Source organism: Streptomyces paromomycinus, from assembly GCF_003865155.1.
GTDB lineage: Bacteria > Actinomycetota > Actinomycetes > Streptomycetales > Streptomycetaceae > Streptomyces > Streptomyces chrestomyceticus.
The window spans coordinates 8,816,337-8,829,199 of record NZ_BHZD01000001.1; the positions used below are offsets into that span (position 1 = coordinate 8,816,337).

Consider the following 12,863-nt stretch of genomic DNA (forward strand, 5'->3'; position numbering starts at 1 on the left):
CCCGTCAGGACGACGGCGGGTAGGAGTACTGGCGCAGCAGCCGCACCAGGTGCACGGCGTTCACGGCGAGCGTGCGCGTCGTGGCGGCCACGTTCTTCGGCCGCTCGTCCAGGTCCTGGTAGTCCGTGCCGTGCTGCGCCTCGCCCACCCAGTACGTGACGGCGTTGGGGGCGAGGGAGACGCCAAGGTCGTTGAGGCCCTGGAAGAGGTCGGCGCTCACCTTGTGCGCGCCGTCCTCGTTGCCGACGACGGCCACGGCGCCGACCTTGCCGTACATCAGCTGCCGGCCCTGCTCGTCCGTCTCGGAGATGTCGGCGTTCATCCGCTCCAGCACCCGCTGGCACAGGCTGGACGGGTGGCCGAGCCAGATCGGGGTGGCCAGCAGCACGATGTCGGCCGCCAGCAGCTTCTCGCGCAGGCCCGGCCAGGCGTCGCCGTCGCCCATGTCGGTGGCGACGCCGGGGCGGATGTCGTGGTCGGCGACGCGTACCGACTCGCACTGCACCCCGAGGTCGCCCAGTTCGGCGAGCACCTGGTCCGCCAGCAACTGGCTGCTGGAGGAGGCGGGGGACGGGTTCAGGGTGCAGACGAACGCCAGGGCGCGGATCATGGCAGCTCCTCGGGGATCGACAGGGTGTGAGCAGACCGTGGTGCTCGGGTCACCTGTGGTGTGGACCGTACCCCGGGTGCCCGCGTCCCGCCGTTCGACACGGAGCGGACGTACGGCGCGGCACGACGGCGTTCACCTGCCACGCGCGTACCGGCGCCGGGCCCAAGCAGGCAGCGCGAACCAGCACAGCAGGAACCACGCGACCAGAGCCGAGACGATCCACGGGACGGCGCTGTCGTGCAGCGCGATGCGCAGGATGAGCAGGAACGCCGAGATGATCGTGGCGAGCAGCAGCACGATGCCGACGACGGTCAGCCGGGACGCCCAGGCGACCGTCTGCGCCTTCAGGTGCAGCCCGGTGACGAGCCGGTGGAAGGCGACCGGCCCGATGAGGGCGCCGTTGGCGGCCGCGCCCAGGCACAGCGTCACCACGTAGATGGCCCGGTCGACCGGTTCGAGGGAGGCGAAGCGGGGGGTGAAGACGACGGTGAGCAGGAAGCCGAAGAGGATCTGTACGCCGGTCTGGGCCACCCGGACCTCTTGCAGCAGTTCGTTCCACCGCCGGTCGGCCCGCTCTTCGGCGGACTCGTGACGACCGTCGACAGCCTGCTCGGCGGGTTCCATGTCCCAACGATAGGCGGGCCGCCGGGCGCTGTCCCGTCGGTGCCCGGGCGTCGGCGGGACCGCACCCGGCCGCCGGTGGGGTGAAGATCACAGGGGGTGGCGGGGCGGGCGGTGCACCGGCCTGAGTACGGTGAGCGGGTGCCGAAGAAGAACGTGTTCTCATCCGTGGCGGCGTGGCGCCGCCGGACGGTGTCCCGCGCGGTGCACCGCGGAGCGCGCTGGGTACGGGAGGCGGGCGCCGTCACCACCGAGCGCCCGGGGCCGTACCGGTTCCGCCGGCTGGGGGCGGGCACCCGGCTGGCCTTCCCGCAGGGCACCGTCTTCGGCGACCCGTGGATCGAGATCGGCGAGTACTGCATCATCGCCCAGGACGTGACGCTGACCGCCGGGATGATGCCCGGCCTCGACCTCGGCGCCGACCCGATCCTCACCCTCGGCAACGGCGTCGTCCTGGGCCGCGGCAGCCATGTGATCGCCGATGTCCGGCTGACCATCGGCGACGACTGCTTCTTCGGCCCCGGTGTGTACGTCACGACCACCAACCACAGCTACGACGACCCCGAACTGCCGGTCGGCAAGCAGTGGCCGCGCAGCGAGCCCGTCACGATCGGGCCGGGCGGCTGGGTGGGGACCGGGGCGGTGATACTGCCGGGCGCCCGGCTGGGCCGCAACGTGGTGGTCGCCGCCGGAGCGGTCGTACGGGGCGAGGTGCCCGACCACGCGGTGGTGGCCGGGGCGCCCGCCAAGGTGGTCCGCTCCTGGGACCCGGAGGCGGGGTGGCAGCCGCCGCTGCGCACTCCGGCGCCGGTGCCGGTGCCCGAGGGAGTGACGTCCAGGGAGCTGATGGCCCTGGCCGCGCTGGAGGCCACGGCGGACGGTGCGCTGTCCGGGGAGCCGGAGCACGGCACGGCGGTGACCGGGCGCGGCACGGCGGTGACCGGGCGCGGCACGGCGGTGCCGGGGGCGGCCGCCGACGCTTCCTGAGGGACGCGGTGGGGACGGCTCGCGTCCCGCCTCACCCCTGCGCGGCAGAGCCGTCCCGGGGTACGGCGGTACCGCCACCGGGAGCGGCCGCGGCGCCGCCGAACTCGCGCACCGCCGCGTCGACGACGGCCTCCAGGCGCGCGTGGTGCGCGCCGTGCCAGTACACCCGGTCGCAGACGGTGCACTGGGCGAACACGTCGTACGTACGCCGCGTACCGCCCTCCAGCCGCTCCTCGACGGTGCCCTTCTCGGCCTCCTCCAGCAGACCGTTGCAAGCGGTGCACCGGGTCCACGGCGCGAGCTCCGGCGCGAACCGGCCGAGCACGTCGCGCAGTTGTTCGTCGGGGCGGTCGCTGTAGACGTACGCCCCCGCCCAGTTCTCACGCCGCCGCAGCAGACCGCGGTCCCGGGACAACAGCACCCGCCGCTCGGCTGCCGACCGCGCGGCCAGAGCCGGGTCGCCGATGTCCTCGCTCTCGTACGCCGCGTCCACACCCAGCAGCCGCAGCCGTCGCGCGAGGGTCCCCAGATGCACGTCGAGCAGGAACCGCAGCGGCGCGCCCGGCACCTCCTGCGGCCGTCCGACCGCGCACACCTCGACCGACTCACCGTCCCGCGGGACGTGCGACACCGGCACCTCCCGCCCGTCCACGAGCAGGCGCCCCACCTCGGTGAGCGGCACACCGAGCGATTCCACGACGTGTCCGAGGGTGGAGGTCCCGTCGGTGCGCAGGGCGGTACGGCCCTGGCGCCGGTCGGCGGGGACGAAGAGCCGCAGCTCAGGGGCGACAGTGCAATGGATCTCGGGTCGGTTCACGCCGTCAGCATGCCATCGCGCCGTGGCGCGGTGCGTACCGGGCCATCCGGGACCCCGCCGCCCCCTGCGGGGCCGCCTGCGCCCTCTCGCCACGCGGCCGTTCCTGTGGTGTCCTCGACGGGCGGGGTGGCACTGACGGGAGGACGGCGGTGCGAGCGAGGAAGCATACGGGGCCGGCGGGAGGACGTACGGCGCCGTCGGGAAGACGTACGGCCCTGACGGGCCGACGTACGGCGCTGACGGGTAGACGTGCAGCGCCGCTGGGAGCGGCACTGGCCTGCCTCCTGCTGGCGGGTGTGACGAGCGGCTGCCAGCAGAGCGGGACGCCCGCCGGGCGTTCGCCGTTCACGGGGAAGGCCGCGCGGGCCGCCCCGGTGCTCGCCGTGAAGATCGACAACGTACGTGCCGCGCGCCCCCAGACGGGCCTCGACGCCGCCGACATCGTCTACGTGGAACGGGTCGAGTCGGGACTGTCGCGGCTGCTGGCCGTCTACTCCTCCCGGCTGCCGGAGGCTGTCGGCCCCGTACGCAGCGCCCGTGAGTCGGACCTGGAACTGCTGCGCCAGTTCGGCCACCCCGCCTTCGCCTACTCCGGCACGCAGGCGAAGCTGGAGCCCGTCGTCGAGGCGGCCCCGCTGTACCCGCAGCCGCCGGGGAAGACCGCCGAAGCGTATTTCCGTGGCCGTGACCGCGCGGCGCCGCACAACCTCTACCTGCGCCCCGAACGCGCCCTCAAGGCGGCTTCCGGCGCGAGCACCGCCCGCGACATCGGCTTCCGCTTCGGCGCCGCGCCGTCGGGCGGACGCAGCACGCCCTCCTACACGGCCCGTTACCCGGCCGCACGCTTCACCTTCGACTGGTCGGCGGAGCGGCGCGGCTGGCTGGTGTCCATGGACGGCGCACCGGCCAGGACCGCTTCCGGGCAGCGGCTCGTGGCCCCCACCGTCGTCGTCCAGGGCGTACGGATCCGCCCCTCGCGCTACCACGACCGCTGGGGCGCCTACTCCCCGTACACCGAGACCACCGGTTCCGGGCCCGCGCGGGTGCTGCGGGACGGCAAGGCGTACGAGGCCCACTGGACGCGGCCGTCCCCCGACGGCGGCACGGACTTCACCACGGCGTCGGCCGGCACACCGCTCAACTTCGCGGCGGGCCAGGTGTGGGTGGTGTACGTACCGGAGGATGCGGTGGGCGGCGGGGCCGGGTAGGCCTCGACGGCGGGCTCCCGGGACCGGCGGGAGGCACGGCCCGCGGTGCGAGGCCGGTCCGGCGCGCGCCGACGCGTCCCGTCACACCTCGACCAGCAGGCCGCGCAGCCCCCGGATCACGAAGTTGGGCTTGCGTTCCGGGACGGCGGCCAGCCGTAGCGACGGAGCCCTGCGCAGCAATGCCGCGAGCGAGGCGGTCAGTTCGAGGCGGGCCAGGGGAGCACCGATGCAGTAGTGGATGCCGGCGCTGAAGGAGATGTGCGGGTTGTCCTTACGGGTGAGGTCCAGCTCGTCCGGCCGGGCGAAGACCGCCGGATCGCGGTTGGCCGACCCGAAGAGCAGCGCCACCTCGCTGCCGCGCGGGACGACCGTGCCGTCGATCTCGATGTCGTCCAGCACCCAGCGCTCGAAGAGCTGAAGCGGCGTGTCGTAGCGCAGCAGTTCCTCCACGGCCGTGGGCAGCAGCCCGGCCGGGTCCGCGCGCAGGGCCGCCAGCTGCGCCGGGTGGCGGAAGAGCGCGTACCAGCCGTTGACCGTGGCGTTGACGCTCGCCTCGTGACCGGCGTTCAGCAGCAGGGCACAGGTCGAGACCATCTCCTGCTCGCTGAGCGACTCGCCCTCGTCGTACGCGGCGATCAGCCCGGAGACCAGGTCGTCCCCCGGCACCGCCCGCCGCGCGGCGATCAACTCCCGCAGATAGCCGGAGAACTCACGGGACGCGGTGACCGCCCGCCGTGCCGTACCGGCGGACGGGTTCAGCTCGTACATGCCGCAGATCGCGGCCGACCACGGCCGCAGCAGATGCCGGTCCGCTTCCGGCACACCGAGCATCTCGGCGATCACCGCGACCGGCAGCGGCTCCGCGACCCGCGCCGCGAGGTCCCCGCCGCCGTCCGCGACCAGGTCCCGGACCAGCCGGTCCGCCAGGTCCTCGACGTACGGCCGCAGCCGCTCGACCGTACGGGCCGTGAACGCCTTCGCGACCAGGCGGCGGATACGGGTGTGGGCGGGCGCCTCCAGGTCCAGCATCCCGTTGTCGTTCAGGACGTGGAACGGCTCGTGCTCCGGCGGCGGCGCGGTGCGCCCGAACTCCTCGTGGGTGAAACGGTGCCGGTAGGTACGGCCCAGCCGGCGGTCGCGGAGCAGGGCCGAGACGTCCGTATGGTGCGGGACGAGCCACTGGTCGGAGGGTTCGAAGTGCTGCACCCGGCCACGGGCACGCAGTTCGGCGTAGGCGGGGTACGGGTCGGCGACGAAATCGGGCGACCAGGGATCGAAGACTGCCTGGGCTCCTGCCATGCGCGGACGCTAACCGCCGGAGCCCGCTGTGGCCACCCCGGTGCCGTACGGAGCCGGCCGCCGCGCGGAAGTTCCCCAGGCGGGCAGGCCGGCGGCGGGTGTTCAGGAGTGGCGGGTCAGCGGTGGCGGGCGGCTTCCCGCAGCCGGCTCGGCTGGCTGCCCCAGTTACGGGTGCGGGCCAGGATGCGGCGCCGGTGGCCGAAGGCGTGCAGGCGCTCCACGAAGTGCAGGCCCGCCGAGTCCATGAAGGTGACCTCCGCGATGTCCAGGGTGACACTGCTGGTCATGGACGGCAGACCGGCCAGAGCCTGGTCGAGAAGGCGTACGGAAACGCAGTCGATCTCTCCTCTCGGGCTGAGTACGGCCCGGTCGCCGTGCAGCCGGGTGCGGACCGTCAAGATGTTCAGGAAGTCCGGGCCAGACAGTTCTGTCTCAGGGGCCATGCCCTTACCGTGTCAGGGTCGGACGAGCCTGTCCACAATCATCACCACGTTGTCAGGGGGACACGATGGCTCCAGGGGACGCGACGGCCGTGGGAACGGCGGTGCCGGCGGTCCGTCCGCCCGCCCAGGCGCGCGAGCGCATCCTGGAGACGGCCTACGAGCTGTTCTCCCGGCGCGGGATCCGGGCGGTCGGCGTCGACGAGGTGATCGCCCGCTCCCGTGTGGCCAAAGCCACGCTCTACCGCAACTTCCCCTCCAAGGACACCTTGGTGCTCGCGTTCCTCGAACGCCGCGAGGAGCGCTGGACCCGCGGCTACGTGGAGGCCGGGGCACGGCGGCTGGGCGCGGACCCGGAGGAGCGGCTGCTGGCCGTCTTCGACGTGTTCGACGAGTGGTTCCGCCGGCCCGACTTCGACGCCTGCACCTTCGTGAACGTCCTGCTGGAGATGGGCTGGGAGCATCCGCTGGGCAAGGCGAGCATCGCCCACCTGGAGAACATCCGCGCCATCCTGCGGTCCCTGGCCGAGGAAGCCGGACTCCGGGACACCGAGAACTTCGCCCGGTCCTGGCACATCCTCATGAAGGGGTCGATCATCTCGGCGGCCGAGGGCGACACCGAGGCCGCCCGGCGGGCCCAGGACATGGCCCGTACGCTCATCGAACGGCATCGTCCGGCTGACGCAGACGATGCCCCGGCTGCCGGTGGCGACGGCCCGGCTGCCCGTGACGACGGCGGCCCCGCGCACCCTGGCCCACCCCGGACCGCCCGCTGAGACGGCACTCCGTACGGTCCGGCCGGACTGTTAGCTTGGGCGCCATGCCCGAGCCCATGGACGCCTTCGACGACGTACGCCCTGCCCTCGACTGCCTGGACCTGCTGCCCGGCCCGGTCGCCGCCGCGATCCGCGACTGGCAGGGCACCGTGCCCGTCGAACAGTTCCACTATGTGGACACCGACCCCGCGATCGCGGACACCGCCGTCCTGGTCGAGCAGCACGGTTCCTGGCTCCTGGAGCAGTCGGCGAACTGCGTCGTCGTGGCGGGCAAACGTGGCGGTGCCGTCACGCTCGCCGCCTGCGTGGTCCTCTCGCACACCCGGGTCGACGTGAACGGAGCCGTACGGCGCGAGCTCGGAGCCCGCAAGGCGTCCTTCGCTCCCATGGACACCGCTGTCGGCGAGAGCGGCATGGAGTACGGCGGCATCACCCCGATCGGACTGCCCGGAAGCTGGCCGCTGCTCCTGGACGCGGCCGTGGTGGACACCCCGTACGCGCTGATCGGCAGCGGCAGCCGGCGCGGCAAGCTCATCGTGCCGGGCAAGGCCCTGGCCGAACTGCCCGGGGTGACCGTTCTTGACGGGCTGGGGACGGTGCCGGGGGAGTAGGGCGGCTGGTCGCTGCCCGAGAAGCCGCCCGGAGCGGCGGGGCGGCCGGGGTGCCCGGTGCCGCGTCCCGAGGCGTCGGTGTGTCCGGGGGCATCCGGGGTGCCTGAGGGTGTCCGGGGGCGTCCGGGGTGTCTAAGGGTGTCCGGGGGCGTCCGGGGCGCGGTGCCGCGTGTCCGAGCTGGTCGGCGCGCTGTCCGGAAGGTTCCGGGTGCGTCCGGTTTGTGGCCGGTCGATGTCCGGCTCCTGCCCTGCCGCCGTCCGGAATCGGGCAGTCTTGGCGGAATCTCCAATAGCCGTACGGGAGGCAGTGCCCCGATCATTCGCGCCATGGACACCAGGGGGAACACGGACCCGGCCGAGGCCCGTGACGTGGCCGAATTCCTCGCGATGCTGCGGGAACTCAAGGAGCGCCGGGGGCTGACGTACCGGCAGCTCGAACAGCGCGCCGCCGAACAGGGTGAGGTGCTGGCCCGTAGCACCCTCGCGGACGTCCTGAGCGGCAGACGCCTGCCCCGCCCGGAAGTCCTGTCCGTCTTCGTACGCGCCTGCGGCGAAAGCAGCGACCGGGCCGCGGCCTGGCTCGACGCCCGCGCGGATGTCGCCGCCAGGTCACGTACGGCGAAGACGGAACCGGCCCCGGCGGGGTCGGCCGCGACGGAACAGACGCCGCCGCAGGCCGCTGGGGCGCCCGAGGACACCGGAGCCAGGACCCGTGACACCCGCCGCGGGCCTCTGCTGATCACATCGGCGATCGTTCTCCCTCTGGCCGTCGCCGCTGCCATCGCCTGGATGGCGACCTCCGGCGACACGCCCTCCGGCGATACGCCCTCCGGCAACCCGCCATCCGGCAGTCCGCCCTCCGCTGTGACTCCGCAACCCGAGGCCCGATCCCGGAACGCCGCGGTTCCCGCCGGCTGGATACGGATTCGCCCGGCCGGAGCGCCCACCCTGTGCGTGACCGACGGCCGCGTCCAGGACGGCCGCTACAGCTCACTGGTGGCGGTCCAGCGGCCGTGCGGGGGCGTCGCACCGCAGCGCACCGAACTCGAACCGGTGGGTACGGGTACCTACCGCATCGCGTGGGTGCACCCCCAGCACGGGAAGGGCTGCCTGAAGGCTCTGTCGGGCGGGACGGCGGACGGCCTGCTCGAACCGTGGGAGTCCTGCGCCCAGGCCAGCAGTTTCCGAGTCGAACCCGACCTCCGGCCCGGCCCCGACCCCCGGTCCGGCCCCGGCTCCGACTCCGGCCCGGGTCCCGGGCCCTCCGGATCGACCCGGCAGGCGGACGGCGGGAAGCCCGCCCGCTACATCTTCCGCACCGACGGCGAGCAGTGCCTCGGCGTACGCGACGCCCGTACGACCGCCGGGGCCGAGGTGACCTTGCAACGGTGCACCGGCCGCGAGAAACAGTCCTTCCTCATCGACCCCGCACCCTGACCCCGGCCCACCCGGAAGCGCCGGAACTCACCCTCGTCCGCCGCTCCGCCCGCCCCGGGAACGCACATCCAGCGACAACGGCGTGGAGTGCTCCGCGAACCCGAGGCTCCGGTACAGCCGTTCGGCGTCGGGCGTGGCGTGCAGGTCCACCCGCGACACACCCCGCTCCGCGAAACACTCCAGCAGCGCCTCGGTCGTGGCCCTCGCATAACCGCGCCCCTGGTACGCCGGATCGGTACAGACGGTGAACACGAAGCCGAACAGCCCCGAAGGGTGCCCCGGAGCCGGCAGCCGCTCCTCGACCCGCCCCACCGCACACGCCGCCAACCCGGCGCCGTCATCGGCCTCCACGACGAACCCGACCAGGCACGGCGCCGCGTCCGAAAGCTGTCGCCGCGCACTCTCGACCGCGAGCCGCTCCCACGCACCGCCCTCGTCCCGTCCGTTCATGGCCCGGAACATCAACCGGCGCAGCCGGACGATCTCTTCGGCGTCCCCGGGCCCCGCAGCACGTACCGCGATCATGCCCGGACGCTGCCTGAAGGACGGCACGCCGGGCACCTGAGCCGCATGCCGGGGCTCAGCCCAGCCTCGGTATCTCGATGGCCGGGCAGCGGTCCATCACCATGTCCAGCCCGGCGGCCCTGACCTTCTCGTAGGCCGCTTCGTCGATCACGCCGAGCTGGAACCAGACCGCCTTGGCGCCGATTTCGACCGCTTCTTCGGCGACAGCGCCTGCGGCGTCGCTGTTGACGAAGACATCCACGACGTCGACGGGGAACGGTATGGCGGCCAGGCTCGGAAAGCCCTGCTCGCCGTGGACCGCTTCGGCTTTCGGGTGGACCGGGACGATGCGCTTGCCGTAGCGCTGGAGGACGCCGGCGACGCCGTACGCGGCGCGGTTCCGGTTGGTGGACAGGCCCACGACGGCCCAGGTGTCGCCGGAGTCCCGAAGGATCCTGCGGATCGTCGCCGGATCGCCGTACACAACTGCCTCCCGTGGGTCGGACCGGGGCCCGTCGGATGCGACCGCGCGTCGGCGGCCGTCTGATGCGAGAACGTGTGCGAGGGGGTGAAGATTCCCGCGGATTCCGGCGGATCCCGGCGGACCCCGCGATCTTTGGCGGGCGCCGGTTGCCGATGCGCGCGCGGTTCCGCCTGGGGACCGCAGGACGGGGTGCGCACGGGGGTGCGCCCGGCGCCTCCGGCGGCGCATAGGGTGGCCTGATGCAGGAGCAGTACCGGACTCTCGCGCGCGAGGGTGTTCACGAGATCGAGATCAACAAGTCCCGCTTCATCTGCGCGCTCGCCCCCGTCGCGACCGAGACCGAGGCCCAGGACTTCATCGCGCGTATCCGCAAGGAGCACCCCACGGCGCGGCACAACTGCTTCGCGTACGTCCTGGGTGCCGACGGCGGGGTGCAGAAGGCCAGCGACGACGGCGAACCGGGCGGAACCGCGGGGGTGCCGATGCTGCAGATGCTGGTGCGCCGCGAGGTCAGGTACGTCGTCGCCGTCGTCACCCGCTACTTCGGCGGCATCAAGCTCGGGGCGGGCGGTCTGATCCGCGCGTACGGGGGTGTCGTGGGGGAGGCCCTGGACGCTCTCGGTACGGTCACCCGGCAGCGCTTCCGTCTGGTCACGGTCACCGTCGACCACCAGCGCGCCGGGCGGGTGGAGAACGACCTGCGGACCACGGGCCGGGCGGTGCGCGAAGTGACGTACGGGTCCGACGTACGGATCGAGGTCGGGCTGCCGGAAGCGGACCTGGACGCCTTTCGTGGCTGGCTGGCCGATGCGACGGCGGGCACGGCGGGTCTGGAACTGGGCGGCGAGGCGTACGGGTAGAGGCCGGGCCAGGCCGCGGTCAGATCCGGGGCGGGTCGGGATCAGGACTGGACCAGGCCAGGTCGGGGTCAGGCCGGGATCAGGACTGGGCCAGGCTGGGATCAGGACTGGGTCAGGCCGGGGTGCGGAGCAGGTCCGACACGGTGTCGTACGCCTGCTGGACGAACGGGGCGCGGAGGCCCGGCGCGCAGTTGGCCAGCGCGACCAGCGCCGTGTCGTGCCGCGGGCTGAAGGCGACGAAGGCGGTGCAGCCGCGGGTGCCGCCCGAGTGGTGGTAGAGGCCGGGGCCGTCGGCCCGGAGGCGGATGTTCCAGATCAGGGCGAGCCGGGACGTGGTGCGGGGCAGGGCGAGACGGGGGCGGGTGACGTCCTCCAGGGCGGTACGCAAGAGCGCCGAGGGCGCGCCGGTGACGGCTGCGTGCCGCAGGCCGAGATCGCTCGAAACGCCCACGCCCGTGACGTCCGCGCCCCCCGGGCGGATCAGCGCCTCGGCCACCGTCAGCAGGTCGCGGGCGCTGGAGCGGACGGCACCGGCACCGGGCAGACCCGGAACGGCGAACGGCGGGCGGGGACGGCCGTGTCCGTAGCCGGTGACCTGCGTGCCGCCGGGAGGCGGACCGGCGGTGGCGCTCGTGTCGTGCAGACCGAGGGGCCGCAGGACCCGGGCCGCGAGCAGATCCTCGTACGGCAGCCCGCCGGCCGCCCCGCACAGGGCGTGCCCCAGGAGGCCGACACCGAAGTTGGAGTAGCGCACGCGGGTGCCGGGCCGGGATCGCAGCCGGGTACGGGCCAGGGCGCGCAGCACGTCCGCGCGCGTGAAGCTTGCGTAGGGGTTGCTCGGGAGACGGCGGATGCCGGAGCGCAGCAGCCCCGGAGGCAGGCGGGGCAGGCCGGAGGTGTGGGTGGCCAGGTGGGTGAGGGTGATGTCCGTACCGCGTACGGGGACGCACGTCCCCGCGGGCAGATGGCGGGCGGCCGGATCGTGGTGCCCCACCTCGCCCCGGGCGGTCTGCTCGGCGAAGAGCAGCGCGGTGAACGTCTTGCTGAGCGAACCGATCTCGAAACGGGTGGACGGCTCCACCGGCACCCCGCCCTCGCGTGCGGTGCTGCCCCGGACGAGAAAGGACCGCTGTCCGCGCCGGTACAGGCCGACGGCGACGGCACTCGCGCCCGGGGCGGCCGACAGCAGCGCTTCCGCCGACTCCCACCGCAGCCCTACGGGCAGGCCGGGCGCTGCCGCGGCCGGTGCCATCGGCTGGATCATGGGCCGGCTGCGCCTGGCTGTCCCGCGCCGCCCAGCGCCCGGGTGAGGGCGACAGTGCCCGCGACGACGGCCACGACGGTGGGGTGCTGGTGGGCGTCGAAGAGTTCGGCCGGGTCGCCTTCGACGGGCTGGTCGTCGCGGGGGACCAGGCCGTCCTCGCGCTGGAGGCCGATCAGCCGCTGCCAGTCGTCGGTCTCCGTCCAGGGCTCCGGCAGACAGGCACCGACGATCATCAGCTCGGCCATCAGGTCCCACTGACCGCACTCCGCCCAGATTTCGGTCCACACCGGGAGCCACCGGGTGAGGTACTCCGCGAGATCGTCGGGGAGCCGGTCGGGCAGCCGGCCCCAGTCGGTGAGGTGGAAGGCGACGTGGGTGACGCCGTAGCCGGTCAGCCAGTCGATGTGCCAGGGTTCGGGCCTGGCGCCGAGCCAGGTCGCCCGGGTCAGCGTGGCCCAGTCGTAGGCGGCCGGTCCGTGGTCGAGGCCGATGACGCGTGCGGAGTTGGCGACCGCGAGCCGCCGGTTCGGTACGTGTTCCACGGCGTGCGTCGAGCGCAGCGTGACCGTGTGGGCGGCCAGCCGCTCCAACTGCGGGTGGCGGTAGCCGCCGCGGACGAAGTGGGCGTAGGTCTCCATCGGGTCCGTCTTGAGCGGGTGCCGCAGCAGCCGCTCGTACAGCAGCGCACCGTTGTCCACCTGCTGCCAGCAGAACTCCAGCAGCTCACGGGCCAGGGCGAGTTCCGCCGTTCCCGCGACACCGCTGCGCAGGACCAGGGAGGCGGCGAGCGCCGATTCGCCCAGTCCCTTGTACGTGTCGGCGTCGTCGACGAGGTCCGCCCGCGGGCAGTCGGAGAGCTTCCCGTGCTCGCGGTTGGCGTGCAGCCAGGCCAGCGCCCGGGAGCCGATGGTGTGCGCGGTCTGCGCCGGGGCCGGACTCATGTCT

General features: G+C 73.3%; 15 protein-coding genes. 6 read left to right on the plus strand and 9 right to left on the minus strand.

The window, feature by feature from the left end:
- Positions 1 to 4 precede the first annotated feature (4 nt).
- Positions 5 to 610 (minus strand): flavodoxin family protein, encoded by a 606-nt coding sequence (locus OEIGOIKO_RS37425; RefSeq protein WP_125057758.1) that lies wholly within the window; start codon positions 608 to 610, stop codon positions 5 to 7.
- Positions 611 to 742: 132 nt separating this feature from the next.
- Positions 743 to 1,234 carry a DUF6328 family protein gene (locus OEIGOIKO_RS37430; RefSeq protein WP_125057759.1) on the minus strand — a complete coding sequence of 164 codons (492 nt, stop codon included), beginning with the start codon at positions 1,232 to 1,234 and terminating at the stop codon, positions 743 to 745.
- 138 nt (positions 1,235 to 1,372) lie between these two features.
- On the opposite strand from OEIGOIKO_RS37430, the gene OEIGOIKO_RS37435 reads away from it, so the two are divergent.
- Complete coding sequence (locus OEIGOIKO_RS37435) at positions 1,373 to 2,218, plus strand: acyltransferase (RefSeq protein ID WP_246177808.1); 846 nt, start codon at positions 1,373 to 1,375, stop codon at positions 2,216 to 2,218.
- Between the two features lie 31 nt (positions 2,219 to 2,249).
- On the opposite strand, the gene OEIGOIKO_RS37440 is transcribed toward OEIGOIKO_RS37435, so the two are convergent.
- Positions 2,250 to 3,035: a Mut7-C RNAse domain-containing protein gene (locus tag OEIGOIKO_RS37440; protein WP_125057760.1), complete on the minus strand. Its 786-nt coding sequence runs from the start codon at positions 3,033 to 3,035 to the stop codon at positions 2,250 to 2,252.
- Between the two features lie 215 nt (positions 3,036 to 3,250).
- On the opposite strand from OEIGOIKO_RS37440, the gene OEIGOIKO_RS37445 reads away from it, so the two are divergent.
- Positions 3,251 to 4,243, plus strand: a complete 993-nt coding sequence (locus tag OEIGOIKO_RS37445; protein WP_371859039.1) for a DUF3048 domain-containing protein — start codon at positions 3,251 to 3,253, stop codon at positions 4,241 to 4,243.
- An 81-nt stretch (positions 4,244 to 4,324) separates the two neighbouring features.
- Here the strand turns inward: OEIGOIKO_RS37445 and OEIGOIKO_RS37450 are convergent, their stop codons facing one another.
- Both OEIGOIKO_RS37450 and OEIGOIKO_RS37455 read right to left on the minus strand, forming a co-directional pair.
- Positions 4,325 to 5,542 (minus strand): cytochrome P450, encoded by a 1,218-nt coding sequence (locus OEIGOIKO_RS37450; RefSeq protein ID WP_125057761.1) that lies wholly within the window; start codon positions 5,540 to 5,542, stop codon positions 4,325 to 4,327.
- Between the two features lie 116 nt (positions 5,543 to 5,658).
- Complete coding sequence (locus OEIGOIKO_RS37455) at positions 5,659 to 5,985, minus strand: STAS domain-containing protein (RefSeq protein ID WP_125048591.1); 327 nt, start codon at positions 5,983 to 5,985, stop codon at positions 5,659 to 5,661.
- Between the two features lie 65 nt (positions 5,986 to 6,050).
- Between OEIGOIKO_RS37455 and OEIGOIKO_RS37460 the strand changes: the two genes are divergently transcribed.
- From OEIGOIKO_RS37460 to OEIGOIKO_RS37470, 3 genes are all read left to right on the plus strand, one after another.
- A complete protein-coding gene (locus OEIGOIKO_RS37460; protein ID WP_125057762.1) occupies positions 6,051 to 6,758 on the plus strand; it encodes a TetR/AcrR family transcriptional regulator in 708 nt (235 codons plus the stop codon).
- Between the two features lie 44 nt (positions 6,759 to 6,802).
- Positions 6,803 to 7,369 (plus strand): YbaK/EbsC family protein, encoded by a 567-nt coding sequence (locus OEIGOIKO_RS37465; RefSeq protein WP_125057763.1) that lies wholly within the window; start codon positions 6,803 to 6,805, stop codon positions 7,367 to 7,369.
- 327 nt (positions 7,370 to 7,696) lie between these two features.
- Complete coding sequence (locus tag OEIGOIKO_RS37470; protein WP_125057764.1) at positions 7,697 to 8,806, plus strand: helix-turn-helix domain-containing protein; 1,110 nt, start codon at positions 7,697 to 7,699, stop codon at positions 8,804 to 8,806.
- A gap of 27 nt (positions 8,807 to 8,833) precedes the next feature.
- On the opposite strand, the gene OEIGOIKO_RS37475 is transcribed toward OEIGOIKO_RS37470, so the two are convergent.
- Positions 8,834 to 9,331 (minus strand): GNAT family N-acetyltransferase, encoded by a 498-nt coding sequence (locus OEIGOIKO_RS37475; RefSeq protein WP_125057765.1) that lies wholly within the window; start codon positions 9,329 to 9,331, stop codon positions 8,834 to 8,836.
- 55 nt (positions 9,332 to 9,386) lie between these two features.
- On the minus strand, positions 9,387 to 9,794 hold the full coding sequence (locus OEIGOIKO_RS37480) for a CoA-binding protein (RefSeq protein ID WP_125057766.1): 408 nt from the start codon (positions 9,792 to 9,794) through the stop codon (positions 9,387 to 9,389).
- 239 nt (positions 9,795 to 10,033) lie between these two features.
- On the opposite strand from OEIGOIKO_RS37480, the gene OEIGOIKO_RS37485 reads away from it, so the two are divergent.
- On the plus strand, positions 10,034 to 10,654 hold the full coding sequence (locus OEIGOIKO_RS37485; protein WP_125057767.1) for a YigZ family protein: 621 nt from the start codon (positions 10,034 to 10,036) through the stop codon (positions 10,652 to 10,654).
- A 112-nt stretch (positions 10,655 to 10,766) separates the two neighbouring features.
- Here OEIGOIKO_RS37485 and OEIGOIKO_RS37490 read toward each other — a convergent pair whose 3' ends face one another.
- Entirely contained in the window at positions 10,767 to 11,918 is a 1,152-nt protein-coding gene (locus OEIGOIKO_RS37490) for a serine hydrolase domain-containing protein (RefSeq protein ID WP_246177810.1), read from the minus strand.
- Positions 11,915 to 12,859, minus strand: a complete 945-nt coding sequence (locus OEIGOIKO_RS37495) for a DUF6895 family protein (protein ID WP_125057768.1) — start codon at positions 12,857 to 12,859, stop codon at positions 11,915 to 11,917. The genes OEIGOIKO_RS37490 and OEIGOIKO_RS37495 overlap by 4 nt, the downstream gene beginning before the upstream one ends.
- Positions 12,860 to 12,863 lie beyond the last annotated feature (4 nt).